This is a genomic window from Frateuria sp. GZRR33 (genome assembly GCF_051900425.1).
GTDB lineage: Bacteria > Pseudomonadota > Gammaproteobacteria > Xanthomonadales > Rhodanobacteraceae > Frateuria_A.
In genome coordinates this window covers 272,586-296,617 of sequence record NZ_JBHZGK010000005.1, presented here as the reverse complement: position 1 = coordinate 296,617, position 24,032 = coordinate 272,586, and the positions used below count along the sequence as shown (strand labels likewise).

The following is a 24,032-nucleotide window of genomic DNA, read 5'->3' as shown; positions in this document are numbered from 1 at the left end:
TGATTCGTGACCCCGCGGCACGAGTGCTTTGCACCGTGCCGCGGTTTTCTATACCGGCAAGTGTACCTATTCTCCCGGGCCTTCGCCGGTCCTGTACCGACTGGTGCACTAATTTAGACCCGGGAGCGCGTGATGAAAAAGCGATGGATTCTCTTGAGCCTGGCCGTGGCGGTCGCGGCCGGCAGCTGGGCGGTGCTCGGCAGCCACGGCGAAAGCCACGCGCAGGAAGCCGGCGCCCCGCCGCCGCCCGCGGTGACCGTGGCGCAGACGCTGGTGCGGCCGGTCAGCGATACCGATGCCTTCACCGGTCGCCTGCAGGCGGTGGACACGGTCGAAGTGCATCCTCGCGTGAGCGGCTACGTCAACGCCATCCATTTCACCGAAGGCGCGCGCGTACACAAGGGCGAGCTGCTGTTCACCATCGATCCGCGGCCCTACCAGGCCGAGGTCGACCGCCTCGCCGCCACGCTCGACCAGGCGCGCGCCGAGCAGAAGCTGGCCGCCTCCAACGCCGAGCGCGCGAAGAAGCTGCTGGCGCAGCATGCGATCTCCACGCAGGAAGCCGATCGCCTGGCCACCGCCGCGGCCAGTGCCGGCGCGCAGGCGTCCGCCACCGCTGCCGCACTGGAAGCGGCCCGGCTGGATCGCGGCTTCACCGAAGTTCGCGCGCCGATCGACGGCCGCGTGAGCAACGCGCGGATCACCGCCGGCAACCTGGTGACGCCAGCCGATGTGCTCACCAGCGTGGTCAGCGTCGACCCGGTGTATGCCTACTTCACCATCGACGAGCACGCGTACCTGAAGCTGGACCAGTTGCGCCGCGAGCGCGGGGTAGCTCCGCAGGTGGCGATGGGCCTGGTGGATGAAGAGGGCTACCCGCATGCCGGCCGCATCGACTTCGTCGACAACCAGCTCGACGCCGACAGCGGCACGATGCGCCTGCGCGCGGTATTCGACAACGACGATGGCCGCTACACGCCGGGCCTGTACGTGCGCCTGGAACTGCGCACGCCCAGCCGCCAGCCGCGCGCGCTGATCGACGAGCGCGCGGTCGGCACCGACCTGGGCAACAAGTTCGTCTACGTGCTCGAGCCCGATCACAAGGTGGCCTACCGCAAGGTCACGCTGGGGCCGCTGGCCGACGGCTTGCGCGTGGTCACTGCCGGGCTCACCGCCAAGGACGTGGTGGTGGTCAACGGCCTGCAGCACGTGCGCCCGGGGATGGAAGTCAGCCCCACGCTGGTCGCGATGGAAACCCGCAGCCTGGACGCCGATGGCCGGCTGGCCGGGGCTAGCGGCGGCGCAGCGAAGGTCGCCTCGCGCAAGTAACGCCATGACTCCCTCCCCTGCTTGCAGGGGAGGCTTGGGGAGGGGTGCTCTTCGTCGCAAGAGCGAACCCCCTCCCGACCTCCCCCTGCAGGCAGGGGGAGGGGCACATCAGGGAAACCCAAGCAATGAAACTCGCCCAATATTTCGTGGAGCGTCCGATCCTTGCCGGCGTACTGTCGGTGCTGATCGTGATCGCCGGCGCGATCTCGCTGTTCAAGCTCCCGATCGGCGAATACCCGGAAGTGGTGCCGCCGACGGTCGTCGTGCGCGCCAGCTATCCCGGCGCCAACCCCAAGGTGATCGCCGCCACCGTCGCCACGCCGCTGGAGGAACAGATCAACGGCGTCGAGGGCATGCTCTACACCTCCTCGCAGGCCACCAGCGACGGCGCGATGACGCTGACCGTGACCTTCGCGCTGGGCACCAACCTGGACAACGCCCAGGTGCAGGTGCAGAACCGGGTGGCGCAGGCGCTGCCGCGGTTGCCCGAGGAGGTGCAGCGGCTCGGCGTCACCACGCAGAAAAGCTCGCCCGACCTGACCATGGTCGTGCACCTGATCTCGCCGGACCAGCGCTACGACATGCTGTACCTGTCCAACTACGCGCGGCTGCACATCAAGGACCAGCTCGCGCGGCTGGATGGCGTGGGCGACGTGCAGCTGTTCGGCGCCGGCGAGTACTCGATGCGGGTGTGGCTGAATCCGGAGAAGCTGGCGATGCGCGGGCTGACCACCGGCGACGTGGTCGACGCGATCCGCGAGCAGAACGTGGACGTGGCCGCCGGCTCGCTCAACGCGCCGCCGGCGCCCAACGGTGCCGCGTTCCAGCTCAACATCAACACCCGCGGCCGCCTGGTCAGCGAGGACGACTTCGCCAACATCGTGCTGCGCACGACGAAGGACGGCGCGGTCACGCACCTGCGCGACGTGGCGCGCGTCGAACTGGGTTCGAACAACTACGCGCTGCGCAGCCTGCTCGACAACAAGCCGGCGGTGGCGCTGCCGATCTTCGCCCGTCCGGGTTCCAACGCGATCCAGATCTCCGACGAGGTACGCGCCGCCATGGCGCAACTGAAGGCGGATTTCCCGCAAGGGGTGGACTACCGGATCGTGTACGACCCGACCGTGTTCGTGCGCGGCTCGATCGAGGCGGTGGTGCATACGCTGTTCGAGGCGATCCTGCTGGTCGTGCTGGTGGTGATCCTGTTCCTGCAGACCTGGCGCGCCTCGATCATCCCGCTGGTGGCGGTGCCGGTTTCGCTGGTGGGCACCTTCGCGGTGATGTACCTGGCCGGCTTCTCGCTCAACGCCTTGAGCCTGTTCGGGCTGGTGCTGGCGATCGGCATCGTGGTCGATGACGCGATCGTGGTGGTGGAGAACGTCGAACGCCATATCGAGCATGGCCTCAAGCCGAAGGAAGCCACGCGACGCGCGATGACCGAGGTGACCGGGCCGATCGTGGCCACCGCGCTGGTGCTGTGCGCGGTGTTCATCCCGGCGGCCTTCATCAGCGGCCTGACCGGCGAGTTCTATCGCCAGTTCGCTCTGACCATCGCGATCTCCACGGTGATCTCGGCGTTCAACTCGCTGACCCTGAGCCCGGCGCTGTCGGCACTGCTGCTGAAGGAGCGTGGCGCGCCGAAGGATCGCTTCAGCCTCCTGCTCGAACGTGGCTTCGGCTGGCTGTTCCGCCCGTTCAACCGGATGTTCGTCAGCGGCGCGAACCGCTACGTCGGCGGCGTGCGCCGCGTGCTCGGCAAGGGCGCGCCGGCGCTGGTGATCTACGGCGCGCTGGTCGCGCTGGGCGTGTTCGGCTTCATCCACGTGCCGGCCGGCTTCGTGCCCTCGCAGGACAAGCAGTACCTGGTGTCGTTCGCGCAGTTGCCCGATGCCGCCTCGCTCGACCGCTCCGAGGAGGTGATCCGTCGCATGAGCGCGATCGCCCTGAAACAGCCGGGCGTGGAAAGCGCGGTGGCGTTCCCGGGCCTGTCGATCAACGGCTTCACCAACTCGCCGAATTCCGGAATTGTCTTCGTCACCTTGAAGCCGTTCGAGGAGCGCACCGATCCGGCGCTGTCGGCCGGGGCCATTGCCGGTGCGTTGAACCAGAAGTACGCAGCGATCCAGGACGCCTACATCGCGGTGTTCCCGCCGCCGCCGGTGATGGGCCTGGGCACGATCGGCGGCTTCCGCATCCAGATCGAGGACCGTGCCGACCAGGGCTTCGAGGAGCTGTTCAAGCAGACCCAGAACCTGATCGCACAGAGCCAGAAGACGCCGGCGCTGGCCGGGCTGTTCTCCAGCTACCAGGTGAGCGTGCCGCAGATCGACGCCGAGGTGGACCGCGAGAAGGCCAAGGCCGAGGGCGTGAACCTGGCCGACGTCTACCAGACCATGCAGGCCTACATGGGCTCGCTGTACGTCAACGACTTCAACCGCTTCGGGCGCACCTACCAGGTCAACGTCTCGGCCGAGCCGGGCTTCCGCCGCGAGCCGGAGGACATCCTGCGGCTGAAGACGCGCAACGCCGCCGGCGAGGCGGTGCCGCTGGGTTCGTTCGTGCAGGTGCACCAGGGCGTCGGTCCGGACCGCGTGCAGCACTACAACGGCTACCCGACCGCCGAGATCAACGGCGGCCCGGCGCCGGGCTTCAGCTCGGGCCAGGCGCAGGCGGCGATGGAGAAGCTGGCGAAGGACAACCTGCCCAACGGCATGAGCTTCGAGTGGACCGAGCTCACCTACCAGCAGATCCTGGCCGGCAATACCGCGGTGCTGGTGTTTCCGCTGTGCGTGCTGCTGGTGTTCCTGGTGCTGGCCTCGCTGTACGAGAGCCTGACCCTGCCGCTGGCGGTGATCCTGATCGTGCCGATGGTGCTGTTGTCCGCGATCGCCGGCGTGTGGCTGTCCGGCGGCGACAACAACATCTTTACCCAGATCGGCCTGATCGTGCTGGTCGGCCTGGCCTGCAAGAACGCCATCCTGATCGTGGAATTCGCCCGCGAGGCGCAGATCCACGAAGGGCTGGACCGCCGGCAGGCGGTGCTCGAAGCGGCACGGCTGCGACTGCGCCCGATCCTGATGACCAGCTTCGCTTTCATCATGGGCGTGGTGCCGCTGGTGACCTCGCACGGCGCCGGTGCGGAGATGCGCCACGCGATGGGCGTGGCGGTGTTCTCCGGCATGTTGGGCGTGACCTTCTTCGGCCTGCTGTTCACCCCCCTGTTCTACGTGATCGTGCGCGGCTGGAGCGAACGCGCGGCAGCAAGGCGTGCCGCGCGTCATGCGGCGCTGCCAGTCGCTATCGAGGAGCACTGAGATGTCCCGAGTTACGAAATATCTGCTCCCTCTCCCCCGGCTCTTGTCAAAAATGGGGGAGAGGGCTGGGGTGAGGGGTCGCTCTAGCGGCGGCCTCTCATCGGAGCCAGCTCTTATGAACTTCTCCGCAAGCCCCGCCCCCTCACCCCAACCCTCTCCCCGAAGGGGAGAGGGAGCCAAGCGGGCGCTCGCTTTGACGGTCACCCTTCTGCTCGCCGGCTGCATCAACGTCGGCCCCGACTACCGCCAACCGGTCGAGAAGCCCGTCGCGCTGCAGGGCGTGGACACCTCCCGCCAGTCCCATGCCGACTTCCAGGCCGACTGGTGGAAGCAGTTCAACGACCCGACGCTCGACACCCTGATCACCCGCGCGGCGAAGAACGCCCCGGACCTGAAGATCGCGCTGGCCCGGCTGAAGGAATCCCGCGCCCTGCTCGGCACCGCGCGTTCGGAACAGTGGCCGGACATCGACGCCGGCGCCAGCTACACGCGCAGCCGCGGCCAGACGCCGGGCTTCAGCGAACAGCGCACCACTACCACCACCTACCAGGCCGGCTTCGACGCCAGCTGGGAGCTGGACCTGTTCGGCGGCGTGCGCCGCCAGGTGGAGGCCGCGCGCGCCGACAGCGAGGCCGCGGCCGCCTCGCTGCAGGATGCGCAGGTGACGCTGTTCGCCGAGGTCGCGCGCAACTACTTCGACCTGCGCGGCACGCAGTTGCGCATCGAGGTCGCGCAACGCGACATCGCCAACCAGCGCGAGGCGCTGGAGCTGATCGAAAGCCGCGCTGCGCTGGGCACCGGTTCCGAGCAGGACGTCGCCAGCGCCCGCGCACGCCTGGCCGGCGTCGAGGCCACGCTGCCAGTGCTCACCACGCGGGCCCAGGCCGACGGCTTTCGTCTTGCCGTGCTGCTGGGCGAACGGCCGGGCGCTCTGGACGTCGACCTCTCCTCCGCGCACTTCACGCCGATCGACACCATCCTGCCGATCGGCAACGCCGACGACGTGCTGCGCCGGCGCCCGGACATCCGCATCGCCGAGCGTGACCTGGCGGCGGCGAACGCACGCATCGGCGTGGCCAAGGCCGAGTGGTTCCCGCACATTCAGCTCGGCGGCTTCCTCGGCTTCCTGGCCGGGCGCAGCAACGACTTCGGCAGCCCGGACACGCGCGCCTGGTCGATCGCACCCAGCATCAGCTGGTCGGGCCTCAACGTGCAGCGCGTGCGCTCGGGCGTGAAGGCGAGCGAGGCACGCGCGGACGGTGCACTGGCCGACTACCAGCGCACCGTGCTGCGCGCGCTGGAAGACGTCGACAACGCGCTGGTCGGCTACAACCAGCAACGCGTGCGCGTGCAGCACCTGTTCGAGCAGGCCGACCAGAGCGCGCGTGCCGCGAAGCTGGCGAAGATCCGCTACGACGCCGGCGCCATCGACTACCTGGAACTGCTCGACGCCCAGCGCACGCAACTCGCCGCGGAGGACCAGCTGGCCGAGGCCGAGGCCGGCATCAACCTGCAGGCGATCGCGCTGTACAAGGCACTGGGCGGTGGGTGGCAGGCGTGTGGGGACGAGGCGTGCGGCGGGCTTGCACGAGCGGGTGGCGGCGGGCGTTAGGCTTGTCGCAAGACTTCCCCATCCGCCCTCCGGGCAGCTTCCCTCCGTGAACGGGGAGGGATCGGAAGCGCCGCAGCCCCAGGCCTTCCCCGGCGAGCGCGGGGGAAGGTACCGACAGACGGATGGGCCCGCGCGCCCGGATCCGCAAAGGTGGCCGCCGCTAGCGCTGGACCATCACCGCGAACCAGCCCCACCCCCGCACGCGCTCGGTGATCAGCTTGGCGCTGGTGAGCATCGGCACCGCCAGCAGCGCGCCGGGAATGCCCCACAACCAGCCCCACACCAGCAACCAGATCAGGATCGCGATCGGCGAGAGCCGCATGCGGTGGCCCTGGATCATCGGCGTGATCAGGTTGCCCTCGACCGCGGTGATGCCGGCGAAGGTGAGCGCCGGCAGCAGGGCCGGCCCGATGTCGTGGGCGTGGATCATGCCGACCAGTCCCAGCACGATGGTGGTGGTGATCGCGCCGACGTAGGGAATGAAGTTGGCGGTCATCGCCACCACGCCCCACAGCAGCGGGTCGGGCATGTCGTAGAGCCACAGCATCAGCGTGGTCAGCGCGCCGAGGGTGGCATTGATCGCCAGCGCGGTGAGCAGGTAGCGCGAGACCTCGACCTGGATGCTGCGCACGATCTCCACCGCGTGCCGCTTGTAGGCGAAGCCGGGCGAAATCTCGACCAGCCTCCGCAGCAGCGAATCGCCGTAGACCAGGAAGAAGAACACCAGCAGCACCACGGTGAGTACCGCAGCCAGCACCTTGGGCGCGGTGGAGACCACGTCCCAGGCCGATATCGCCATGGTCGAGGATGGCGCCGGAGCGGTGCGCAGTGGTCCGCCGACCAGCGTCTGGGTCGCCCGGTTGGCCGCTTCCAGCGGCTTGGTGACACTGCGCAGCTTGGGCACGAAGCTGCGAATCGCTGCCGGCGCGCCGTGGAACCAGCCCAGCGCCGGCTGCGCCAGCGCGCCGACGCCGGCGCCCAGCCCGGTCAGCAGCGCGATCACCAGCACGCTGGCGGTCAGCCACCGCGGCAGGCGATGGCGGGCGCCGGAAGCAACGATCGGGTTGAGCGCCAGTCCGATGAAGGCGGCCAGCACCAGCGGAATCAGCAGCACGCGGGCGACCGTGACGGTGTAGAGCAGCGCCAGCACCAGCAGCGCGTTGAGTACCACCCGCACCGCCAGCAGGTGACGGCGCAGGCTGCGCGCGAAGCGCAACTGGGGCGAACCGGCGATCGGCGGCGGCACGGTCGCCGCCGCGTCGACCGCAGCCGGCGCGACCACGGGATCGGAGCCGTTCATGCGTCCTCGGTGACGTTCTGCGCGGCGGTGTGCGCAGCAAGGAAGCTCGCGCCGATGGTCGTGGCCTCGCTCAGCAGTGCCCCGAACAGGTGGCTCATGCCGGGCAGGTGCAACGGCTTGGCGTGGGAGTGCCCGAGCAGGAAGCCCCCCGCCGCCGCGGCGCCGAGAATCACGAACGGATGGCGCTCGCCGCGCGCCAGCAGCGCCGAGGCAGGACGCGTGACCGCGTGGCGTGCCTCGCGCATCCGCCGCTGCGCCGCGAGTACCCGCGCGCGCTCGCCAAAGATGCTCATGCCGCGTCCTCCCCTTCCACCCGCCGGCGGGCCCGTGCCCGCGTCTCGCGCATCATCGCACCCCATTCGGTGCGCGTGGCGGGGAGACTCATCCAGTGCATGCAGCGGCGGAAGAACAGGATCGCCGCGAGCATGAAGACCAGCTGCAGCACGGACAGCGCGACCAGCGCCCAGACCCAGGACGCGAACCACTTGGCCAGCAGCACGCCGACCAGCGCCAGCAAGGTAAGGCCCAGCCCGACGCCGGCGACGGTGGCGGCCAGCCCGGCCAGCAACATCCACGAGAGCGCACTGCGCGCGAGGCCGACTTCGGCCGACAGCAGTTCCAGTTGGGCGCCGAACAGTTCCTTGATCGCGCGGCCCAGGCCGGTCAGCTCGGCGAGCACGCCCGAAGGCGGCGCCGCCTGGGCGGCACCGTCGTCGGTGGTGACTTGTTCGGCCTCTGGCATCCCTGGCACTCGTCGGTCGGAAGCGTCAGCGGCGCAGGATGCGGCCGAGCAGCCAGCCGGCCCCGGCCGCGATGGCAATCGACTGCATCGGCTTCTCGCGAACGTACTCGCGCGCCTGCTCCATCCAGAGCTCGGCCTTGTCCATGGTCTCGTCGCGCATCTGGCGGCCACGCTCGCTCAGGTCAGCCGCCTTGTCGCTGGCCCGGTGCGCGGCGCTGGCGGTCTTGTCGGTGGCGCGGTGCACGCCCGCCTCGACCTTGTCGGCCGTGTTGTTGACCGCCTGCTTGGTACGCGCCACCGCATCGGAAGTGGCCTGCTTGACGCGCTCGGCACCCTGGTCGATGCGGTTGTGGGCGCCGGGCATGCCGGTGTCGGACAGATCGGTCGCGTCCGAAGCGGCCATGGCCGGATTCGGCACGGCCGGGTTCAGGCCGGGGTCGCGCGGGGTGGACGAGCTCTGGGTCGGGTTCATGGCGTTCTCCCGGTGGAAGGTGACGACACCGCCGCTCAACTGGCGCGGCGGAAGAAGGCGATGATCGCCAGGATCAGAAAGATGACGAACAGGATTTTGGCGATGCCCGCGGCCGCGCCGGCGATGCCGCCGAAACCGAGGATCGCAGCAATGATCGCGATGACCAGAAAGACGATGGCGTAATGCAGCATGACGGCTTCCTCATGGGTTGAGAGACGATCCCCTTCCTGGGCCGGCCTGCAAGGCCCGATGCGCCTCATTCATCCACAGCAGTTGCCATCTGCACGTGAAGAGGCGCATGCCAGTGCGTCCTCCGTTCACTTCGCGTCCGGGTTGATCGCATAGGTGCCGGTCAGTGCGGCGCTCGCCAGCACATGGCCGTCCATCGCCCGGCCCAGCTGGTCGCGGCTGAAGCCGGGTGAGAGGCCGAGGCTGGGGACGTCCAGCGCGTGCAGTTCGAAGCGATAGCGGTGCACGCGCTCGTCGTTCCAGGGTGGGCACGGGCCGTCGTAGCCGAGATAGGTGCCGGCCATGTCGGGATCGGAGGCGAACCAGCCGCTGTAGTCGTTCTCGCCCTGGTGGCTGCCGGCCGGTCCGGTGGGCGCGCGCTTGCCATGCGGGGTGACGCCGTCGCTGCACGAGCCGTTGCCGAATTCGCCGCATTCGGCCGGGATGTCGGCGATCAGCCAGTGCACGAAATCGGTGCGCGCCAGGTCGGCACTCACCGTGCGCCCTTGCTTGTTGACGTCGTCGCCGCGGCTGGGGGCGTCGCCGTCGATGCACGTGAGCACGAACGAGCGCGTGCCCGGCGGAGCGTCGCGCCAGGCCAGGTGCGGGTTGCGGTTGTCGGACAGTGCGATCGGGTCGCCGGGCTTGCCGAAGGCGCACTCGGGCGGGATCGGCTGGCCGTCCTGGAAGTCGTTGCTGCGCAGTTGCATAGGGTCCTCCTCAAGGGGTGGGATCGACTCCTCTTCGCTCCGGGGGAACGGCGGAATCGTTCGCGCTCTCAGGTACGCGATAGACGGCCCGGGCGGATGCGGCGGGCAGGTTCCCCCCGCACAGGCAGCGGACGCATGGGGCTCTGCCTTGCGGGCGGAACGGCCAGCGTAGCGCTGCCGCCGTGAAGCGGAAAAGGGTACGTCCGCGCGCGGACGCCGGCGCCAGCGGGGCTGCTTCGGGCCGTAGGCGACCCGCACGACCGGGCCCCGTGGAGCCGTGCGCGATCGACTTGCCCGTCCCGGGCACCGCTTGCAAGGTTGCCGCCGATGCCCGTGGGCTCAGCCATCGTCCCGCGCGAACGGAGCGGGTCCGCAGACCGGCTTCGGTACGTGGTGCCGGTCGGTGGGCGGCAGCGGCGCTGGCCGCGCCTCGCGTTGCTGCGACCCCAACCGCTGCAAATCTTGCAGCGGAACGCAAAACTTGCCCCCTTGCGTGCGCAGGACCTTCGCAAACCGCGCCCCCGGCAGGGGCACGGTTCTTGCCGCCTCCGGGAACCCTCGCGGCCGGTGCTCCGTGCCGGTCGTCTCCCTTTCGCAGACGACAAGGACCCATCATGTTCGCTCACAACAAACGCCTGCAGTACACGGTACGGGTTTCCGAATGCAATCCGGCCCTCGCCAACCTCATGCTCGAACAGTTCGGCGGCCCGCAGGGCGAGCTCGCCGCGGCGATGCGCTACTTCACCCAGGCGCTGGCCGAGGACGACGCCGGCCGCAAGGACATGCTGCTGGACATCGCCACGGAGGAACTCAGCCACCTCGAAGTGATCGGCACCATCGTCGGCATGCTCAACAAGGGTGCCAAGGGCAAGCTCGCCGAAGGCGCCGAGGAACAGGCGCAGATGTTCCGCGAGCTGCAGGGCGCCGGCAACGATTCGCACGTGACCCAGGTGCTCTATGGCGGTGGCCCCGCACTGACCAATTCCGGCGGGCAGCTGTGGACGGCCGGCTACATCGACTCGATCGGCGAGCCGACCGCCGACCTGCGCTCGAACATCGCCGCCGAGGCACGCGCGAAGATCGTCTACGAGCGCCTGATCAACGTCACCGCCGACCCCGGCGTACGCGACGCGCTGGGCTTCCTGATGACCCGCGAGATCGCCCACCAGCAGTCGTTCGAGAAGGCGCTGTACGCGATCCAGCCGAACTTCCCGCCGGGCAAGCTGCCAGGCAAGCCGGAGTTCGCCAATATGTACGTCAACACCTCGCAGGGCGAAGGCGACATGCGCGGGCCATGGAACAGTGACGAGAACTTCCAGTTCGTCAGCGACCGCGAAAAGATGCTGGCGATGGACGGCGGCAGCGGCCTGCCGGAGGTGGGCATGACCGACCAGCAGCGTTCGGTGCTGACGCAGATGGCCCAGCGCACGCGCTCCAACCCGTCGATCAACCCGGAGACCGGCGCCGACCTGGGGCGCAACGGCGGCCAGGCGCCCGGCACCCGGCACTAAGCCGGAACCGCAGGGTGGGCTTCGGCCCACCCTGCCCTCGCCGAAGCGGCGGGCTCGAACCCACCTGCGGCTCCGGCACTCGTCACGGGGCGGGCGGAAGCCCGCCCTGCGGTTGCGCTCAGCCGAAGGCGGTATCGAGGAGCATCATGAGCACGAAGCCGACCATCAACCCGCCGGTGGCGAAGTGCTCGTGCCCCTGCCGGTGCGATTCGGGGATGATCTCGTGGCTGACCACGAACAGCATCGCCCCGGCCGCGAAGCCCAGCCCGACCGGCAACAGCATCGGGTAATCGATCACCACGCCGGCGCCGACCAGCGCGCCGACCGGCTCGATCAGCCCCGAGGCCATGCCCACCGACACGGCCCAGCGCCGACCGTAGCCGGCGGCCATCAGCGCGATCGCCACCACCAGCCCTTCGGGCAGGTCCTGGATGGCGATGCCGGTGGCCAGCGCCACGCCATGCGCCACGCCCGGCCCGAAGCCCACGCCGATCGCGAGGCCCTCGGGCAGGTTGTGCAGGCAGATGGCGAACACGAACAACCAGGCGCGCTTGAGCCGCTGGGACGGATGCCCCTCGGGCCCCTTGATGAAGTGCTCGTGCGGCAGCACGCGTTCGAGCAGCACCAGCGCGATGGCACCCATCAGGATCGCCACGCCGACCAGCGCGCCCGCGGCCCACGGCCCCTGCCCCTGCCGCTGCGCCTCGTGGATCCCGGGCAGGGCCAGCGAGAAGGCGCTGGCCGCCAGCATGACGCCGGCGCCGAAGCCGAACATGGTGTCCTGCGTGCGCTGATCGATGTTCCTGGCGAACAGCGCCGGCACCGTGCCCAGCGCCGTAGCGGCGGCACCGGCGGCCCCGCCCAGGCAAGCGGCGAGGATCGGCGTCATGCTCATGCGGGGATCCTGCGCGTGGGCGGGGGCATCGCGGGCATGCGGTCACCGGGCGGCGGGTCGGGTGGCCAGCATGGCGCCTGGCCGACACCGGCGGCGTGAACGGCCGCATTGATCCGGCACACGGCGCCGCCCATGCTGACGGACCCGCCCTTCGCGAGATCGATCATGCCCACGCTGCCGCCCTTCCACCTCGCCTTTCCGGTCACCTCGCTGGCGAACGCGCGCGCCTTCTACGGCGGCCTGCTCGGCTGCCCGGAAGGGCGTTCCAGCGAGGATTGGGTCGACTTCGACTTCCACGGCCACCAGATCGTCGCGCACCTGGCGCCGGAGGAAGCGCGCGGCGTGGCCGCGCACGACGTCGACGGTGACGCCGTGCCGGTGCGCCACTTCGGGCTGGTGCTGCCGATGGACGCCTGGCAGGCGCTGGCCGACCGGCTGCGTGCGGCCGGCACCCGCTTCGTGGTCGAACCGCACATCCGCTTCCGTGGCCAGCCGGGCGAACAGGCCACCATGTTCCTGCTCGATCCGTGCGGCAACGCGCTGGAGTTCAAGGCGTTCGCCGATCCGGCGCGGCTGTTCGCGACATCGTAGGGTGGGCCCGGCCCGCCATGGAGCTTACCCCTCCCCGGCCGATCGGCCGGAGCCCGCCCTGCACGGTTACGCGGCGATCGCGTTGAAGCGGGCGGCGATGTACTCGTCGGTGAAACTGACCATGTCGGCGCCGCGGATGAAGCCGCAGTGCCCGCCATGCTCGGCGATGTCCAGTTCGATGTTCGGCGGAAGCCGCAGTTGCTCGAACGCGCCGACGGGGATCACTGGGTCATCGCGCGCGGTGAGGATGGTGGCCGGGATGCCCAGGCCGGCCAGCGCATCGCGCGCCACCGAATAGCCGTCCAGGTAGGCCTCGAGCGATTCGAAGTCGGTGTGCCTGAGCACCAGCGCCTCGGTCAGACCGCGCAGGCTCTGCTTCAGCTCGGCCAGCTCGAAGTACTGCCGCTGCGGGAAGGCCTGCTGCTTGGCCTTCAGCGACTGCCGCCACTTGCGCATGAAATAAGCCTGGTAGAACCAGGGTGCGCTCTTCTCCAGCGAGAACAGGCCCTCGCTGGGGTCGATGATCGGGCACACCGCCAGCGCGTAGTCCATCCGGATGCCTGCCGACGGCGCACGCAGCGCAGCGCGCAGCGCGAAGTTGCCGCCCAGCGAGAACCCCGCCACCGCGGTCGCCGGCCGCGGCCAGCGGCGCACGATGTCGCCCAGTGCGTGCACCACCTCGTCGATCCGGCAGGAGTGGAACAGCGCCTCGTTGAGGTGGTGGCTCGCGCCGTGGTCGCGGAAGTTGAGCCGGAACACGTCCCAGCCGTCGCGCAGCAGGCGGCTGCCGGTCTGCAGGACGTAGGTGGAATCGACGCTGCCTTCCCAGCCGTGGAACAGCACCGCCAGCCCCCGCGAGGCGCCGCCGGTGCGCTGCGCGGTGAAGGCGCCGGTCAGGCGCACGCCCTCGCCGCCGTCCACCAGCACCGGCTCGGCACCCTCGAGCACTTCGCGCGCGCTCTGCGGCAGCAGCAGGCGCCGCACGCCGCTGGAGGAAAGCATGGTCTGCAGGTGGCCGCTGGTCAGCGGCCAGGGGGGACGGAAATCCTTTCCGCGCGGCAGCTCGCTCATGCGTGGGCGTCTTCCAGGGCCGCGCCGATGCGCTCGCGCGAGAGCTCGGCCATGCGCCGGCGCGCGTCGGGCATGGCCGGCACGGGGGTGAGGAAATGGACTTCGGCATCCAGCGGCGCCTCGCCCAGCATGCGCAACAGATTGCCCATGAAGTGCTCGCCCTCGCGGAAGCCGGCATCGACCACCCGCTTGCCGTCGCGCGCGAAGCGCAAGGCCACCGGCTGCACCGGCACCTGGGCATCCAGCGCCGCCTGGAAGATGCGCGCGTGGAATACCTTCAGCACGCCGTTGTGGCCCGTACCGCCCTCGGGGAACACGGCCACCGAACGGCCGCCGCGCAGGCACTCGACCATCGCCTGCATCACCGCCGCCAGCGAGTGGTTGCTGCCGCGCCGGTGGAAGATCGTGCCGCCGGTCGCCGCCATCCAGCCGACCAGCGGCCAGCGCGCAATCTCGGCCTTGGCCACGAAGCAGGCCGCCCGCTGGCTGTGCAGCAGCTCGATGTCGATCCACGAGGTGTGGTTGGCGACGAACAGCACCGGATCAGGCAGCGGCTTGCCGATGCGCACCGAGCGCAGGCCGAAGATGCGCATGAGCATGGTCGACCACCAGCGGATCATGCGGTGGGCGAACGGCTCGCGCCCGCCGACCATCACGCGGTGCCTGTTCCAGCTCAGGATCAGCCCGCACAGCACGATGCCCAGCACGATGTGCAGCAGCAGCAACGGCACCCGCCAGAGGTAGCGCAAAGGGCGCCAGGGATCGGGAGCGGAAGTCGGGGCGGTGTCCATGAGCCGGTTAGTTTAGCGTTTTCGTTCCTGCCGTCGCGCGGCCGGGCAAGAGGCGGCGAGTGGGGTGTGGCGTTTCAGCCGTCGAGCTGCCCTAGCGGCAGCGACGGCGAGCGCTTGACCGTGCGCAGCACGAAGCTCGAATTGGCGTCGGCGACACCCGCATCGTTGAGCAGCCGGTCGAGCAGGAAGCGCGAGAAGTGCGGCAGGTCGGCCACGTAGACGTGCAGCAGGTAATCCATGTCGCCGGTCAGCGCGTGGCAGGCGACCACCTCTTCCCAACCCTCGACCTTCTCCACGAAGCGTTCGATCGCGCCGGCTTCGTGCCGCGCCAGTTGCACCCGCACGAACGCCTGCAGGCCCAGTCCCACCGCCTGCGGGTCGACCTGGGCGGCATAGCCGGTGACGATGCCCTCGGCCTCCAGCCGCTGCAGCCGGCGCAGGCAGGCCGAGGGCGACAGGCTCACGCGCTCGGCCAGCTCGGCATTGGTGATGCGCCCTTCGCCCTGCAGCACGGCGAGCAGGCGCAGGTCGGTGCGATCGAGCTTGGACATGGCAGTTTGCTCCGCGTTTTGCGCCTACCGCGCAAGGATACTGCGGCAGATCACGGCTGATTCACAAGAAATGCAACCTTCGTGCGGATCACGCAGCGTATTCTTGAGGATGTAAAGCGCAATGCGCCAGAAGCTGCCGGAGTCGCCATGGAAACCGCCACGCCCCGCAAAGTCGAACACCAGCAGACCGACCGCGGCTACGTGCCGGTCTACGCCACCGACGTGGTCGAGCAGCCCTGGTCGAGCTACACGCGCACCGACCACGAGGTGTGGGACACGCTGTTCGCGCGCCAGTGCGAGATGCTGCCGGGGCGCGCCTGCCAGGAGTTCCTCGACGGCGTGGCGAAGTTCGGCCTGGGCAGCGGCGGCATCCCGAAGTTCGCCGACATCAACCAGGTGCTGGCCAGGGCCACCGGCTGGGAGCTGGTCGCGGTCGAAGGGCTGCTGCCGGACGAGGTGTTTTTCGATCATCTGGCCAACCGCCGCTTCCCGGTGAGCTGGTGGATCCGCAAGCCCGAACAGCTCGATTACCTGTCCGAACCGGACCTGTTCCACGACCTGTTCGGCCACGTGCCGCTGTTGCTCAACCCGGTGTTCGCCGACTACATGCAGGCCTACGGCCGCGGCGGCATGAAGGCGCACGCGATCGGACCGGAGGCGCTGATGAACCTCACGCGCCTGTACTGGTACACGGTGGAGTTCGGCCTGATCGACACTCGCGAGGGCATGCGCATCTACGGCGCGGGCATCGTCAGCTCCAAGGGCGAGTCGGTCTACAGCCTGGACGCGGACGCGCCCAACCGCATCGGCTTCGACCTCGAGCGCGTGATGAACACGCGCTACCGCATCGACACCTACCAGCAGACCTACTTCGTGATCGACAGCTTCGAACAGCTGTTCGAGGCGACCACACCGGACTTCACGCCGATCTACGCGCGGCTGCGCGAGAAGACCCCGCACGCGGCCGCCGACGTGCTGGAGGATGCCGACCGCGTGTTCCACTACGGCAGCCACGAAGGCTTCGCCACCAACGCCGATACCTGAGGGTTGCCGGGTGGGCTTCCGCCCATTCGACCCGTACCTGCCTGAGCCCCTGTAGGAGCGCACTTGTGCGCGACCGCCATGCCTCCCGGTCGCGCACCGGTGCGCTCCTACAGGAGCCCTTGCCTGGCCAGCCAGTCGCGCACCACGCTGGTCCACAGTGCATAGCCCGCGGCGTTGAGGTGCAGGCCGTCGTCGCCGAACCAGCGCGGGTCCGCCTGGCCGTCGGCGCCGAGCATCGGCGCGTGGACGTCCAGGAAATCCACCCCGCGCGCCGCGGCACACGCACGGATCAGCCCGTTGGCCTGGCGGATCCGGGGCAACTGCCGGCGCCGCGAAAGGTTGGGTTTGATCGACAGGTAGGCGAACGGCACCTGCCCCGCCCAGCGACGCACCTGCGTGACGAACGCGCCGAAGGCGTCGCGAACCTCGGTCGGCGACTTGCCGTCGGCCAGATCGTTGCCGCCGGCGTACATGACCACGGCCTGTGGTCGGTATGGCCCGACCAGTTGCTCGGCGAAATAGACGCTGTCGGCGATCTCCGAGCCGCCGAAGCCGCGGTTGATCGTGGGAACCTCGGGAAAGTCGGCCGCCAGCGTGTGCCACAGGCGGATCGAGGAACTGCCCACGAACAGCACCGCGTCGGCCGGCGGCGGTTCGAGCCTGTCGATCGCCGCGAAGATGGCGATCTCGCTCTGCCATTCGAGGAACTCGGCGGCCTCGCCGCCGGAAGGGGAAGGCTGGTCGAGCATGCCGTCTCCGTCGGACGCTGGTGGCCCGACCTTAGGCGACGGGCGATCAAGGCGGCGTGGTAACGCGGCACGCACGCCCGGCTACCCGGGGTTTCAGCGTGCCGTGTCCAGGGCACGGTGCAGCCAGTCGCGCACCAGGCCCGTCCACAGGCGATACCCCTGCCGGTTCATGTGCAGGCCATCGGCGCCGAACCACTTCGGTTGCGGCTGGCCATCCGGCCCCAGCATGGGCGTAAAGACGTCCAGATAGCTGACGCCCGCCTGGCTGCGCGCATACCGGCGTACCAGCGCATTGGCGCGGCGGATCTGCGGCAGCAGGCTCTTGCGCGCCATGCTCGGCTTGATCGCGATGAAGGCGATCGGCACATCCGCGTCCATCGAGCGGGCACGGCGCACGAAGGCGGCAAAGGCATCGCGCACCTGTTCGGGCGTGCATCCCTCGGCCAGGTCGTTGTCGCCGGCGTAGAGCACGATGGCGCGCGGATGGTAAGGCGCCACCAGGCGGTCGGCGTAATACGTGGCGTCCGGAATGCGCGAGCCGCCGAAGCCACGGTTGATCACCGCGCGGCCAGGGAAATCGCTCGCCAGCGAACTCCACATGCGAATCGACGAACTGCCCACGAACAGCACCGGGTGCGCCGGAGGCGGGTGCGCGCGGTCCGCCGCGGCAAACGCGGCGATGTCTTCCTGCCACTGCCCGGGCCGGTCGGCACAGGCCCATGCCATCGACGGCAGCAGCGCGAGCAACAGCCAGAGCCAGGGACGTTTCATCCGCCCACGCTATCACCGGAGAAGTCAGGGCGGGGTTTGCGCGGCGGTCGGGCCTAGGGGCGCTTCAGTTCGCTCACTTCCAGCACCTGCGCGATGCGCGTGCCGTCCCAGCGGTAGATGAAGTGCTGCGCCTGCAGGCAGGGCGCGACCACGTCGGGGAAGAACGCCGCCACGCACTCGCCGCCCGCGTGCCGCGCGCTGTCGTAGACGATGCCGTCGGAGCCGGCTGCGCGCAGCCTGCGCGCCAGCGCGACGCTGGCGGCGTAGTCGCGCGGGTCGTGGGCGGCCGGCCAGCCGCCGCGAAGATCGTGCAGTTTGCAGTCGACGCTGGTGCGGTAGCAGCGCATCTCCACTTCGCAGGCGGGCTCGGCGGTGGCGGCAAGGAAGCGCTCGCGGTGGTAGACGGTTTCCTCCACCGCCGTGGCCACGCTGTGCGCGGCGTAGAACACCCCCCACGTGCCATCGGAGAAGCGGCTGCCTTCCGGGTTGAGGTGGGTGAAGGCGGCCATCACCGGCGTACTGCCGGGCCCGCTGATGCGCCGGTCGCGCGGCACCAGCTTCAGCGCCCCGGCCTCCTCGCGCAGGCGCGGATTGGTCATCGCCTCGATCGCGAACAATGCATCCAGGTCGGCCGGGTCGGCGATGCGGTCGAACACGCCCACCGGCGGGAAACGGCTGGGCACGATGCGGTAGGCATGGCTCCAGCGGATGCGCTTGAGGGGCGGCAGGTCGGTGGACATCGTCGGCTCCGGATCGCAGCCGCCCGGACGTGTCAGGGCGGATGGAGAGGTATTCATGGGCTGCATCGCCGCGTGGACGACCCCTCCCAGCCCCCTGCCCGCAGGGGGAGCAGCCAAAGCATGGCAGCCCGGGGTCTCGCCGGGCGCGACCGGTGTCTCGGCCTCAGCCGCGCTGCGCGTCCAGGTACTGGCGCACCACGTAGAGGTCGCCCACGTTCCCCGAGAGCATGCGTTCGAGCGCCGAGTGCCCGCCGAACAGCGGCGCCTGGTTCGGCTTGCGCAACCAGGCATCGGCCTGGGCCGGATCGGGGAACAGGATCTGCAGCGACTTCCAGATGCCGAGCAGGTAGCTGATCCGCTCGATCACGTCGCGACCGGGGTTGCCGTCCTGGTCGCGCTTCCACTTGAAGAACGTCGATTCGGCCGGTTCGCCGAGCAGGCGCCGCTGTTCGGCGATGCGCAGTTTCCAGTGCTCGGCCAGGCGGAAGAAGGAACGCAGCGCGGGGCCGCCAAGGTCACCGGCTGGAGCCTGTTCGGGACGGGGATGGGCCAGCATGCGCGACTCTCCTTGTGGAGTTCGCGTTCAATTTACTCCAGTTACGCAGTTCTCGCAAATCGCCAGGATCTCTGCAGGAGCGCACCTGTGCGCGACCGCGTGGCATGGCGGTCGCGCACGGGTGCGCTCCTGCAGGGACTGCGCCGCGCAGGGGCGGTCACCTGCACTCGCAGCCGTCATCGGGCTCCGGCCCGCCTTCGGCGATGAAGCGGTCGATGCGCTTTTCCAGCACCGGCAACGGTACCGACCCCAGTTGCAGCACGGTGTCATGGAAGTGGCGCAGGTCGAACTTCGCGCCCAGCGCGTGCTCGGCCTTGCCGCGCAGCTGCCGGATTTTCAGGTAGCCCAGCTCGTAGGACAGCGCCTGCCCGGGCCAACTGATGTAGCGGTCCACCTCGTTGGCAATTTCGCGCGCCGAAAGCGCGGTGTTCCGGGTGAGGTAGTCGATGGCCTGCTGGCGTGTCCAGCCCAGGTGGTGGATGCCGGTGTCGACCACCAGCCGGCAGGCGCGCCACATCTGGTAGGTGAGGTAGCCGAAACGCTGGTAGGGCGTGTCGTAGATGCCCATCTCGTTGCCCAGGTACTCCGAGTACAGGCCCCAGCCCTCGCCGTAGGCGGAGATGTAGCCCTGCCGGCGGAACTCGGGCTGGCCTTGCTGCTCGGCGGCCAGCTCCAGCTGCAACGCGTGGCCGGGATAGGACTCGTGCAGGGTCAGCGCCGGCATGTTGAACAGCGGGCGCGAGGGCAGGTCGTAGGTATTGACCAGGTAGGCGTCCGCGCCGCCGCGGCCGGAGGTGTAATACGGCGCGATGTCCGCCGGCACCGGCACGATGGCGAAGCGCGCGCGCGGCAGGTGGCCGAAGAAGCGGCTCATCTGGCCGTCCACTTCCTTGGCCACCCAGGCGGTGCGCTGCAGCAGTTCCTCGGGTGTCCTGGCGTAGAACTGCGGGTCGGTGCGCAGGAAATGGAGGAAGGCGGGGAAGTCGCCCTTGAAGCCGCTCGCCTTCATGGTCTGGAGCATCTGCGCGTGGATCGTCGCCACCTGCTCCAGGCCGATCGCGTGGATTGCGTCGGGATCCAGGTCCAGCGTCGTGTACTCGCGGATCTGCTGGCGGTAAAACGCCTTGCCGTCCGGCAACGCTTCGGCCGCGAGCGTGGTGCGCGCCCGCGGCACGTAGGTCTGGCGGAAGAAGGTCAGCAGCGTGGCGTAGGCCGGGATCACCTCATCGCGGATGCGTCGCAGCGCCTCGCCCTGCAGCGCCTGCGCCTGGTCGGGCGGGATCGCGTCGGGCAGGTGCTTGAACGGCGCGTAGAAGCTGCTCGCGGTGGGATCCTTGAGCTCGGCCACGGCGGCGATCGACGCGTCGCGCCCGTCCAGCACCGCGCGCGGCACCGAGAAGCCGCGCTCGAGGCCCAGCCGCATGTTGGCGATCTGCTGGTCGAAGTAGGCGGGGATCTGCGCCAGGCGGTCGAGATAGCGACGGTAATCCCCGGCGGTGCGCAGGTGGTCGGCGTCCAGTTCGTAGCCGATGTCGCTCCAGAACGCCGAGTCGCTGTTGAACGGCATCTGCCAGGTCTTGAAGCGCTGGTCGGCCAGCAGGTTGGCGATCTGCGCGTGGTAGATGGCGTAGTTGACCTGGTTGGCGGGCGAGAGCTGGCTCGCATCGAGTGCATCGAGTTTCGCCAGCACCTGCTGCCACTGTTCCAGCCGCTGTTGCTGGCTGGCCGCGTCGACGTTGTCCAGCCGGCCATTGTTCTGCTGCGGCTCGCCCGAGGCGCTGATGTCGCCCTGCCCGGTGCGCCAAGCCCATTCGTGGGTGTAGATCGCCTTGAAGCGGTCGTCGGCGTCGTTGGCATGCACGGCCGGGGCGAGCAACAGGCCCGCGGCCAGCAGGCCGCCCAGCAGGTGGTTCATCGACAGGTTCCTTGCGAGGGGATGCGGCGATCATCGCAAAGAAGCGCGACATGTTGGGCCCCGGCAGGAGCGCACCGGTGCGCGACCGCCATCGTCCCGGTCGCGCACAGGGTGCGCTCCTGCAACGTATCGTCGCTACACGCCGGCGTAGTAGCCGCGCATGGCATCCAGGTAGGCGTCGAGGTTGCGCCCCTCGCCCATCGCGAAACGCTCGCCGGTTTCGTCGAACCGGTCGATCCGGTCCGGGCGGAAGTTGCGGAACGCGCAACGCAAACGGCACCAGGTGCCCAGCGTCCACTTGCCGCCCCAGAACGCCAGGCACAGCGGTTCGACGTCGCGCGTGCTCGCCTGGCCGGCTTCGTCGCGGTAGACAAGCCGCAGCACCCGTTGCCCCTCGATCGCCGCGTGCAGGCGGTCGATGCGCGCGGCGAAAGCCGTGCTGAATTCGTCGCGCCACACCGGCGCGTAGATGCGCGTGCGCGCGGCGCGCTCGCGCAGCTCCGGCGGCAACACCGCTTCGATCTTCATCAGCGCCGCCTGCGCGCCCTCGGCCAGGCGCTCGCCGGCGAAGGCGCGCACGAAGCGGGTGCCGACCACCAGCGATTCGAGCTCTTCGGCGGTGAACATCAGCGGCGGGATGTCCGCGCCCTTGCGCAGCACGTAGCCCACGCCCGCCTCGCCTTCGATCGGCACCCCCGAGAGCTGCAGGTCGGCGACATCGCGGTAGACCGTGCGCAGCGACACGCCCAGCGTTTCAGCCAGCGCGCGCGCCTGCAGCGCGGTACGGCGGCCGCGCAGGGCGTGGATGATGAGGAACAGGCGATCGGCGCGGCGCATGCGCGCATGATCGCCGAGGCCCGCACTGCGGGCCAGTGCGCCGACGCCCGGGGCCGTTCAAGACTGGCTGGCGAGGAACGCGGCATCCTTCGCCTCGGCCCGCTGCATCGCCGGACGCGCGCGCACGCGGTCGATGTATGCGCGCACCGGCGGTAGCTCGGGCACCAGCTTGAACATCGTGGTCCAGTGCAGTGCGGTCCCCCACAGCACGTCGGCGGCAGTGAAGCGCTCGCCGAGCAGCCATGGCCCGGGCGTGAGCTGGTCGACGATGGCGTCCAGCACTTCCTGCCAGGTGCCGTAGGGCGAGGTGGCATGCGGGGCCGGATCGCGCTGCATGGAGTGATCGACCAGCGCCGGCTCGAAGCAGGAACCGTAGAACACCATCCAGCGCAGGTACGGCCCGCGCAGCGGATCGCCGATGGCCGGCGCCAGTCCTTTCTCCGGGTAGAGGTCGGCCAGGTACATCATCACCGCCGGCTGCTCGGTCACCATCGCGCCGGCGTGGCGGATGGCCGGCACCTTGCCCAGCGGGTTGAGCGCCAGGTAGTCGGGGTCGCGCTGCGTGCCGGCCTTGAGGTCCAGCAGGTGCAGGTCGTAGTCGACGCCCAGTTCCTCGAACAGGGCGAGCGTGCCGCGCGAGCGCGACTGCGGCGCGTGGAAGAAGGTGACCTTCGGTGGGTTCATTGCGTGCTCTCCGGCGGCAGATGGCAGACCGCCTCCAGGTTGTGCCCGTCCGGGCCGGTCACGAACGCTCCGTAGTAGCCGTCGTGGTATTGCGGGCGCAGTCCGGGTGCACCGTTGTCGCGGGCACCGGCCGCGAGTGCGGCCCGATGGAAGGCGTCGACCTGCGCGCGGGTAGCGGCGGCGAAGGCGATATGCATCGGCGACGGCGCGTGGTCGGCGCGGGTCAGCCAGAGTTCCTGCTCGCCCTTGCGGCCCCGGCCGGCAGCCAGTCCCACCGCGTCCGGGAAGCTCTTGACCACCTCGATGCCGAGCGGCTGCAGCGCCTGTTCGTAGAAGCGGCGCGCGTGTTCCAGGTCGGTAACGGGCAGGCCCAGGTGATCGAACATCGCATGTGCTCCCTAGAGGTAAGCGGTCACGGCCGGCGGGTTCATCCAGTTGTCGTGGCGCCCGTCGAAGTAGCGTACCGGCGCTTCGGCCAGTTCCTGCAGGCTGGCATCGTCCAGGCAGGCCAGGTTGACGCTGACGAAGTCGCCGCCCAGCGCTTCCAGGTGACCGGTGCCGAACGGCTGCACGCCGCAGTGCCGGCAGAAGCGGTAGTGGACGCTGCGGGTGCCGAACTGGTAGTCGGCGAGCGCCGCTTCGCCCTCCAGCAGGCGGAAGGCGTCCGGCCGGACCATGGCGCCCCAGCGGCGTGTCTTGCTGCAGATGGAGCAGTTGCAGCGACCGGTGCCGGCCGCAAGGTCGATGTCGGCGGCGAAGCGCACCGCACCGCAGTGGCAACTGCCGTGGTAGGTCCGGGTCATGCGTGCTCCCGCGGTGGGCGGATGGAGGATGATGCGCCGCGCAGCAGCGAACGTGGCGTGGGCGCCAGGCGCAGGGTCTCGGGCGTGGCGTCGAGGCGTCGGGCCCAGGCGACGACGACCGGGTCCGCGGCGGCGGCCGCTTCATGCCAGGCCTGCGCGTGGGCGTCGGCGAACGCCGCAAACCAGACGAACACACTCTCGCCCTCGCGTACCGGCAGGCGCGGGAAGGTGTTGCGCGCCGGCTCGGTGATCAGTTGCGCAAGCACGGTCACGCCCAGGCGTTCCAGCACCGGACGCACCTGTGCGTCGAAGCCCCGGGCCAGCGCCGCCAGGTCGACGGACGGTGCCGGGCAGATCGTCGCGGTGAGCAGGCCGGCCGGCGCGCGTTCGCCCGCCACCGGACGGGACAGGCCCTCCAGCGCGAAGGCCTGCGTGGGCCGCATCAACAGCACGTCGTCCGAATCGAGCATGGTGGCGTTGGCCGCCTCGCGGTGCGCGCGCCAGACCGGGCCGTCGTAGAAGGCGCCCAGCGCCGCGGCGCGGGTGGGCATGTCCGGGAAGCTGCGCAGCCAGACGAAGCGGTCCGGATCGTCGAGGTCGCGGAACTGGCCCGGCAGCCCCATGCCCAGGGCCTCCTGCGGCTCGACGAACTCGCGCTCGAACAGTTCCACCAGGCGCTCGCGCTGGCCGGGACGCAGGGTGTACTGGCGCAGCTCGAACACGGCGTGCGCGCTCATGGCCGGCGTCCGGACAATGCGGCGACCAGCGCCAGCAGGGTCATGCGCCGCCGTGGCCGCTCGCCGGAGGCGGCGGTTG

General features: G+C 69.6%; 26 protein-coding genes. 6 read left to right on the top strand and 20 right to left on the bottom strand.

Features of this window, described 5'->3' with window-relative positions:
• Positions 1–132: 132 nt before the first annotated feature.
• The 3 genes from ACFWZU_RS08825 (at position 133) to ACFWZU_RS08815 (ending at position 6,255) form a co-directional block, all read left to right on the top strand.
• Complete coding sequence (locus ACFWZU_RS08825; protein WP_439701138.1) at positions 133–1,329, top strand: efflux RND transporter periplasmic adaptor subunit; 1,197 nt, start codon at positions 133–135, stop codon at positions 1,327–1,329.
• 125 nt (positions 1,330–1,454) lie between these two features.
• Positions 1,455–4,643, top strand: a complete 3,189-nt coding sequence (locus ACFWZU_RS08820; RefSeq protein WP_439701137.1) for an efflux RND transporter permease subunit — start codon at positions 1,455–1,457, stop codon at positions 4,641–4,643.
• 193 nt (positions 4,644–4,836) lie between these two features.
• Entirely contained in the window at positions 4,837–6,255 is a 1,419-nt protein-coding gene (locus ACFWZU_RS08815) for an efflux transporter outer membrane subunit (RefSeq protein ID WP_439701136.1), read from the top strand.
• A 160-nt stretch (positions 6,256–6,415) separates the two neighbouring features.
• Here the strand turns inward: ACFWZU_RS08815 and ACFWZU_RS08810 are convergent, their stop codons facing one another.
• The 6 genes from ACFWZU_RS08810 to ACFWZU_RS08785 form a co-directional block, all read right to left on the bottom strand.
• A complete protein-coding gene (locus ACFWZU_RS08810; RefSeq protein ID WP_439701135.1) occupies positions 6,416–7,555 on the bottom strand; it encodes an AI-2E family transporter in 1,140 nt (379 codons plus the stop codon).
• The gene (locus ACFWZU_RS08805; protein ID WP_439701134.1) at positions 7,552–7,848 is read right to left on the bottom strand and encodes a hypothetical protein; all 297 of its coding nucleotides are present in this window, start codon (positions 7,846–7,848) and stop codon (positions 7,552–7,554) included. The genes ACFWZU_RS08810 and ACFWZU_RS08805 overlap by 4 nt, the downstream gene beginning before the upstream one ends.
• Positions 7,845–8,297 (bottom strand): ABC transporter ATP-binding protein, encoded by a 453-nt coding sequence (locus tag ACFWZU_RS08800; RefSeq protein WP_439701133.1) that lies wholly within the window; start codon positions 8,295–8,297, stop codon positions 7,845–7,847. The genes ACFWZU_RS08805 and ACFWZU_RS08800 overlap by 4 nt, the downstream gene beginning before the upstream one ends.
• A gap of 25 nt (positions 8,298–8,322) precedes the next feature.
• The gene (locus tag ACFWZU_RS08795) at positions 8,323–8,700 is read right to left on the bottom strand and encodes a DUF883 family protein (RefSeq protein ID WP_439701179.1); all 378 of its coding nucleotides are present in this window, start codon (positions 8,698–8,700) and stop codon (positions 8,323–8,325) included.
• A gap of 104 nt (positions 8,701–8,804) precedes the next feature.
• Entirely contained in the window at positions 8,805–8,960 is a 156-nt protein-coding gene (locus ACFWZU_RS08790) for a DUF1328 domain-containing protein (RefSeq protein WP_091335435.1), read from the bottom strand.
• A gap of 126 nt (positions 8,961–9,086) precedes the next feature.
• On the bottom strand, positions 9,087–9,707 hold the full coding sequence (locus tag ACFWZU_RS08785; RefSeq protein ID WP_439701132.1) for a YbhB/YbcL family Raf kinase inhibitor-like protein: 621 nt from the start codon (positions 9,705–9,707) through the stop codon (positions 9,087–9,089).
• A gap of 614 nt (positions 9,708–10,321) precedes the next feature.
• On the opposite strand from ACFWZU_RS08785, the gene ACFWZU_RS08780 reads away from it, so the two are divergent.
• On the top strand, positions 10,322–11,218 hold the full coding sequence (locus ACFWZU_RS08780; protein WP_439701131.1) for a manganese catalase family protein: 897 nt from the start codon (positions 10,322–10,324) through the stop codon (positions 11,216–11,218).
• 118 nt (positions 11,219–11,336) lie between these two features.
• Here the strand turns inward: ACFWZU_RS08780 and ACFWZU_RS08775 are convergent, their stop codons facing one another.
• Positions 11,337–12,113: a ZIP family metal transporter gene (locus tag ACFWZU_RS08775; protein WP_439701130.1), complete on the bottom strand. Its 777-nt coding sequence runs from the start codon at positions 12,111–12,113 to the stop codon at positions 11,337–11,339.
• Positions 12,114–12,278: 165 nt separating this feature from the next.
• Between ACFWZU_RS08775 and ACFWZU_RS08770 the strand changes: the two genes are divergently transcribed.
• A complete protein-coding gene (locus tag ACFWZU_RS08770) occupies positions 12,279–12,704 on the top strand; it encodes a VOC family protein (RefSeq protein ID WP_439701129.1) in 426 nt (141 codons plus the stop codon).
• Positions 12,705–12,770: 66 nt separating this feature from the next.
• On the opposite strand, the gene ACFWZU_RS08765 is transcribed toward ACFWZU_RS08770, so the two are convergent.
• The 3 genes from ACFWZU_RS08765 to ACFWZU_RS08755 all read right to left on the bottom strand — a co-directional run bounded on the left by ACFWZU_RS08765 (position 12,771) and on the right by ACFWZU_RS08755 (position 15,117).
• Positions 12,771–13,775: a YheT family hydrolase gene (locus ACFWZU_RS08765; protein ID WP_439701128.1), complete on the bottom strand. Its 1,005-nt coding sequence runs from the start codon at positions 13,773–13,775 to the stop codon at positions 12,771–12,773.
• A complete protein-coding gene (locus tag ACFWZU_RS08760; RefSeq protein ID WP_439701126.1) occupies positions 13,772–14,566 on the bottom strand; it encodes a lysophospholipid acyltransferase family protein in 795 nt (264 codons plus the stop codon). The genes ACFWZU_RS08765 and ACFWZU_RS08760 overlap by 4 nt, the downstream gene beginning before the upstream one ends.
• Positions 14,567–14,640: 74 nt before the next feature.
• Positions 14,641–15,117: an Lrp/AsnC family transcriptional regulator gene (locus ACFWZU_RS08755; protein ID WP_439701125.1), complete on the bottom strand. Its 477-nt coding sequence runs from the start codon at positions 15,115–15,117 to the stop codon at positions 14,641–14,643.
• Between the two features lie 147 nt (positions 15,118–15,264).
• On the opposite strand from ACFWZU_RS08755, the gene phhA reads away from it, so the two are divergent.
• Complete coding sequence (phhA, locus tag ACFWZU_RS08750; RefSeq protein WP_439701124.1) at positions 15,265–16,161, top strand: phenylalanine 4-monooxygenase; 897 nt, start codon at positions 15,265–15,267, stop codon at positions 16,159–16,161.
• Between the two features lie 107 nt (positions 16,162–16,268).
• On the opposite strand, the gene ACFWZU_RS08745 is transcribed toward phhA, so the two are convergent.
• The 10 genes from ACFWZU_RS08745 to ACFWZU_RS08700 form a co-directional block, all read right to left on the bottom strand.
• Entirely contained in the window at positions 16,269–16,910 is a 642-nt protein-coding gene (locus ACFWZU_RS08745; RefSeq protein ID WP_439701122.1) for a GDSL-type esterase/lipase family protein, read from the bottom strand.
• A 93-nt stretch (positions 16,911–17,003) separates the two neighbouring features.
• Positions 17,004–17,681: an SGNH/GDSL hydrolase family protein gene (locus ACFWZU_RS08740; protein ID WP_439701121.1), complete on the bottom strand. Its 678-nt coding sequence runs from the start codon at positions 17,679–17,681 to the stop codon at positions 17,004–17,006.
• A gap of 53 nt (positions 17,682–17,734) precedes the next feature.
• On the bottom strand, positions 17,735–18,421 hold the full coding sequence (locus ACFWZU_RS08735; RefSeq protein WP_439701120.1) for an RES family NAD+ phosphorylase: 687 nt from the start codon (positions 18,419–18,421) through the stop codon (positions 17,735–17,737).
• 163 nt (positions 18,422–18,584) lie between these two features.
• Complete coding sequence (locus ACFWZU_RS08730; RefSeq protein ID WP_439701118.1) at positions 18,585–18,977, bottom strand: MbcA/ParS/Xre antitoxin family protein; 393 nt, start codon at positions 18,975–18,977, stop codon at positions 18,585–18,587.
• Between the two features lie 157 nt (positions 18,978–19,134).
• On the bottom strand, positions 19,135–20,892 hold the full coding sequence (locus ACFWZU_RS08725; RefSeq protein ID WP_439701117.1) for a DUF885 domain-containing protein: 1,758 nt from the start codon (positions 20,890–20,892) through the stop codon (positions 19,135–19,137).
• Between the two features lie 135 nt (positions 20,893–21,027).
• Complete coding sequence (locus ACFWZU_RS08720) at positions 21,028–21,729, bottom strand: helix-turn-helix transcriptional regulator (protein ID WP_439701116.1); 702 nt, start codon at positions 21,727–21,729, stop codon at positions 21,028–21,030.
• Positions 21,730–21,786: 57 nt separating this feature from the next.
• Positions 21,787–22,413 carry a glutathione S-transferase family protein gene (locus ACFWZU_RS08715; protein WP_439701115.1) on the bottom strand — a complete coding sequence of 209 codons (627 nt, stop codon included), beginning with the start codon at positions 22,411–22,413 and terminating at the stop codon, positions 21,787–21,789.
• A complete protein-coding gene (locus tag ACFWZU_RS08710) occupies positions 22,410–22,799 on the bottom strand; it encodes a VOC family protein (RefSeq protein ID WP_439701114.1) in 390 nt (129 codons plus the stop codon). The genes ACFWZU_RS08715 and ACFWZU_RS08710 overlap by 4 nt, the downstream gene beginning before the upstream one ends.
• Before the next feature lie 12 nt (positions 22,800–22,811).
• Positions 22,812–23,216: a GFA family protein gene (locus tag ACFWZU_RS08705; protein ID WP_439701113.1), complete on the bottom strand. Its 405-nt coding sequence runs from the start codon at positions 23,214–23,216 to the stop codon at positions 22,812–22,814.
• Positions 23,213–23,953: an NIPSNAP family protein gene (locus tag ACFWZU_RS08700; protein ID WP_439701112.1), complete on the bottom strand. Its 741-nt coding sequence runs from the start codon at positions 23,951–23,953 to the stop codon at positions 23,213–23,215. Before ACFWZU_RS08700 ends, ACFWZU_RS08705 begins: the two co-directional genes overlap by 4 nt.
• Positions 23,954–24,032: the final 79 nt, after the last annotated feature.

Coding starts and splice junctions, on each gene's coding strand:
- ACFWZU_RS08810 (WP_439701135.1), bottom strand. CDS start 7,555: ATGAACGGCTCCGATCCCGTGGTCGCGCCGGCTGCGGTCGACGCGGCG.
- ACFWZU_RS08710 (WP_439701114.1), bottom strand. CDS start 22,799: ATGTTCGATCACCTGGGCCTGCCCGTTACCGACCTGGAACACGCGCGC.
- ACFWZU_RS08730 (WP_439701118.1), bottom strand. CDS start 18,977: ATGCTGGCCCATCCCCGTCCCGAACAGGCTCCAGCCGGTGACCTTGGC.
- ACFWZU_RS08820 (WP_439701137.1), top strand. CDS start 1,455: ATGAAACTCGCCCAATATTTCGTGGAGCGTCCGATCCTTGCCGGCGTA.
- ACFWZU_RS08825 (WP_439701138.1), top strand. CDS start 133: ATGAAAAAGCGATGGATTCTCTTGAGCCTGGCCGTGGCGGTCGCGGCC.
- ACFWZU_RS08765 (WP_439701128.1), bottom strand. CDS start 13,775: ATGAGCGAGCTGCCGCGCGGAAAGGATTTCCGTCCCCCCTGGCCGCTG.
- ACFWZU_RS08740 (WP_439701121.1), bottom strand. CDS start 17,681: ATGAAACGTCCCTGGCTCTGGCTGTTGCTCGCGCTGCTGCCGTCGATG.
- ACFWZU_RS08800 (WP_439701133.1), bottom strand. CDS start 8,297: ATGCCAGAGGCCGAACAAGTCACCACCGACGACGGTGCCGCCCAGGCG.
- ACFWZU_RS08785 (WP_439701132.1), bottom strand. CDS start 9,707: ATGCAACTGCGCAGCAACGACTTCCAGGACGGCCAGCCGATCCCGCCC.
- ACFWZU_RS08715 (WP_439701115.1), bottom strand. CDS start 22,413: ATGAACCCACCGAAGGTCACCTTCTTCCACGCGCCGCAGTCGCGCTCG.
- ACFWZU_RS08705 (WP_439701113.1), bottom strand. CDS start 23,216: ATGACCCGGACCTACCACGGCAGTTGCCACTGCGGTGCGGTGCGCTTC.
- ACFWZU_RS08755 (WP_439701125.1), bottom strand. CDS start 15,117: ATGTCCAAGCTCGATCGCACCGACCTGCGCCTGCTCGCCGTGCTGCAG.
- ACFWZU_RS08775 (WP_439701130.1), bottom strand. CDS start 12,113: ATGAGCATGACGCCGATCCTCGCCGCTTGCCTGGGCGGGGCCGCCGGT.
- ACFWZU_RS08780 (WP_439701131.1), top strand. CDS start 10,322: ATGTTCGCTCACAACAAACGCCTGCAGTACACGGTACGGGTTTCCGAA.
- ACFWZU_RS08760 (WP_439701126.1), bottom strand. CDS start 14,566: ATGGACACCGCCCCGACTTCCGCTCCCGATCCCTGGCGCCCTTTGCGC.
- ACFWZU_RS08720 (WP_439701116.1), bottom strand. CDS start 21,729: ATGCGCCGCGCCGATCGCCTGTTCCTCATCATCCACGCCCTGCGCGGC.
- ACFWZU_RS08725 (WP_439701117.1), bottom strand. CDS start 20,892: ATGAACCACCTGCTGGGCGGCCTGCTGGCCGCGGGCCTGTTGCTCGCC.
- ACFWZU_RS08805 (WP_439701134.1), bottom strand. CDS start 7,848: ATGAGCATCTTTGGCGAGCGCGCGCGGGTACTCGCGGCGCAGCGGCGG.
- ACFWZU_RS08795 (WP_439701179.1), bottom strand. CDS start 8,700: ATGGCCGCTTCGGACGCGACCGATCTGTCCGACACCGGCATGCCCGGC.
- ACFWZU_RS08735 (WP_439701120.1), bottom strand. CDS start 18,421: ATGTCCACCGACCTGCCGCCCCTCAAGCGCATCCGCTGGAGCCATGCC.
- phhA (WP_439701124.1), top strand. CDS start 15,265: ATGGAAACCGCCACGCCCCGCAAAGTCGAACACCAGCAGACCGACCGC.
- ACFWZU_RS08745 (WP_439701122.1), bottom strand. CDS start 16,910: ATGCTCGACCAGCCTTCCCCTTCCGGCGGCGAGGCCGCCGAGTTCCTC.
- ACFWZU_RS08700 (WP_439701112.1), bottom strand. CDS start 23,953: ATGAGCGCGCACGCCGTGTTCGAGCTGCGCCAGTACACCCTGCGTCCC.
- ACFWZU_RS08770 (WP_439701129.1), top strand. CDS start 12,279: ATGCCCACGCTGCCGCCCTTCCACCTCGCCTTTCCGGTCACCTCGCTG.
- ACFWZU_RS08790 (WP_091335435.1), bottom strand. CDS start 8,960: ATGCTGCATTACGCCATCGTCTTTCTGGTCATCGCGATCATTGCTGCG.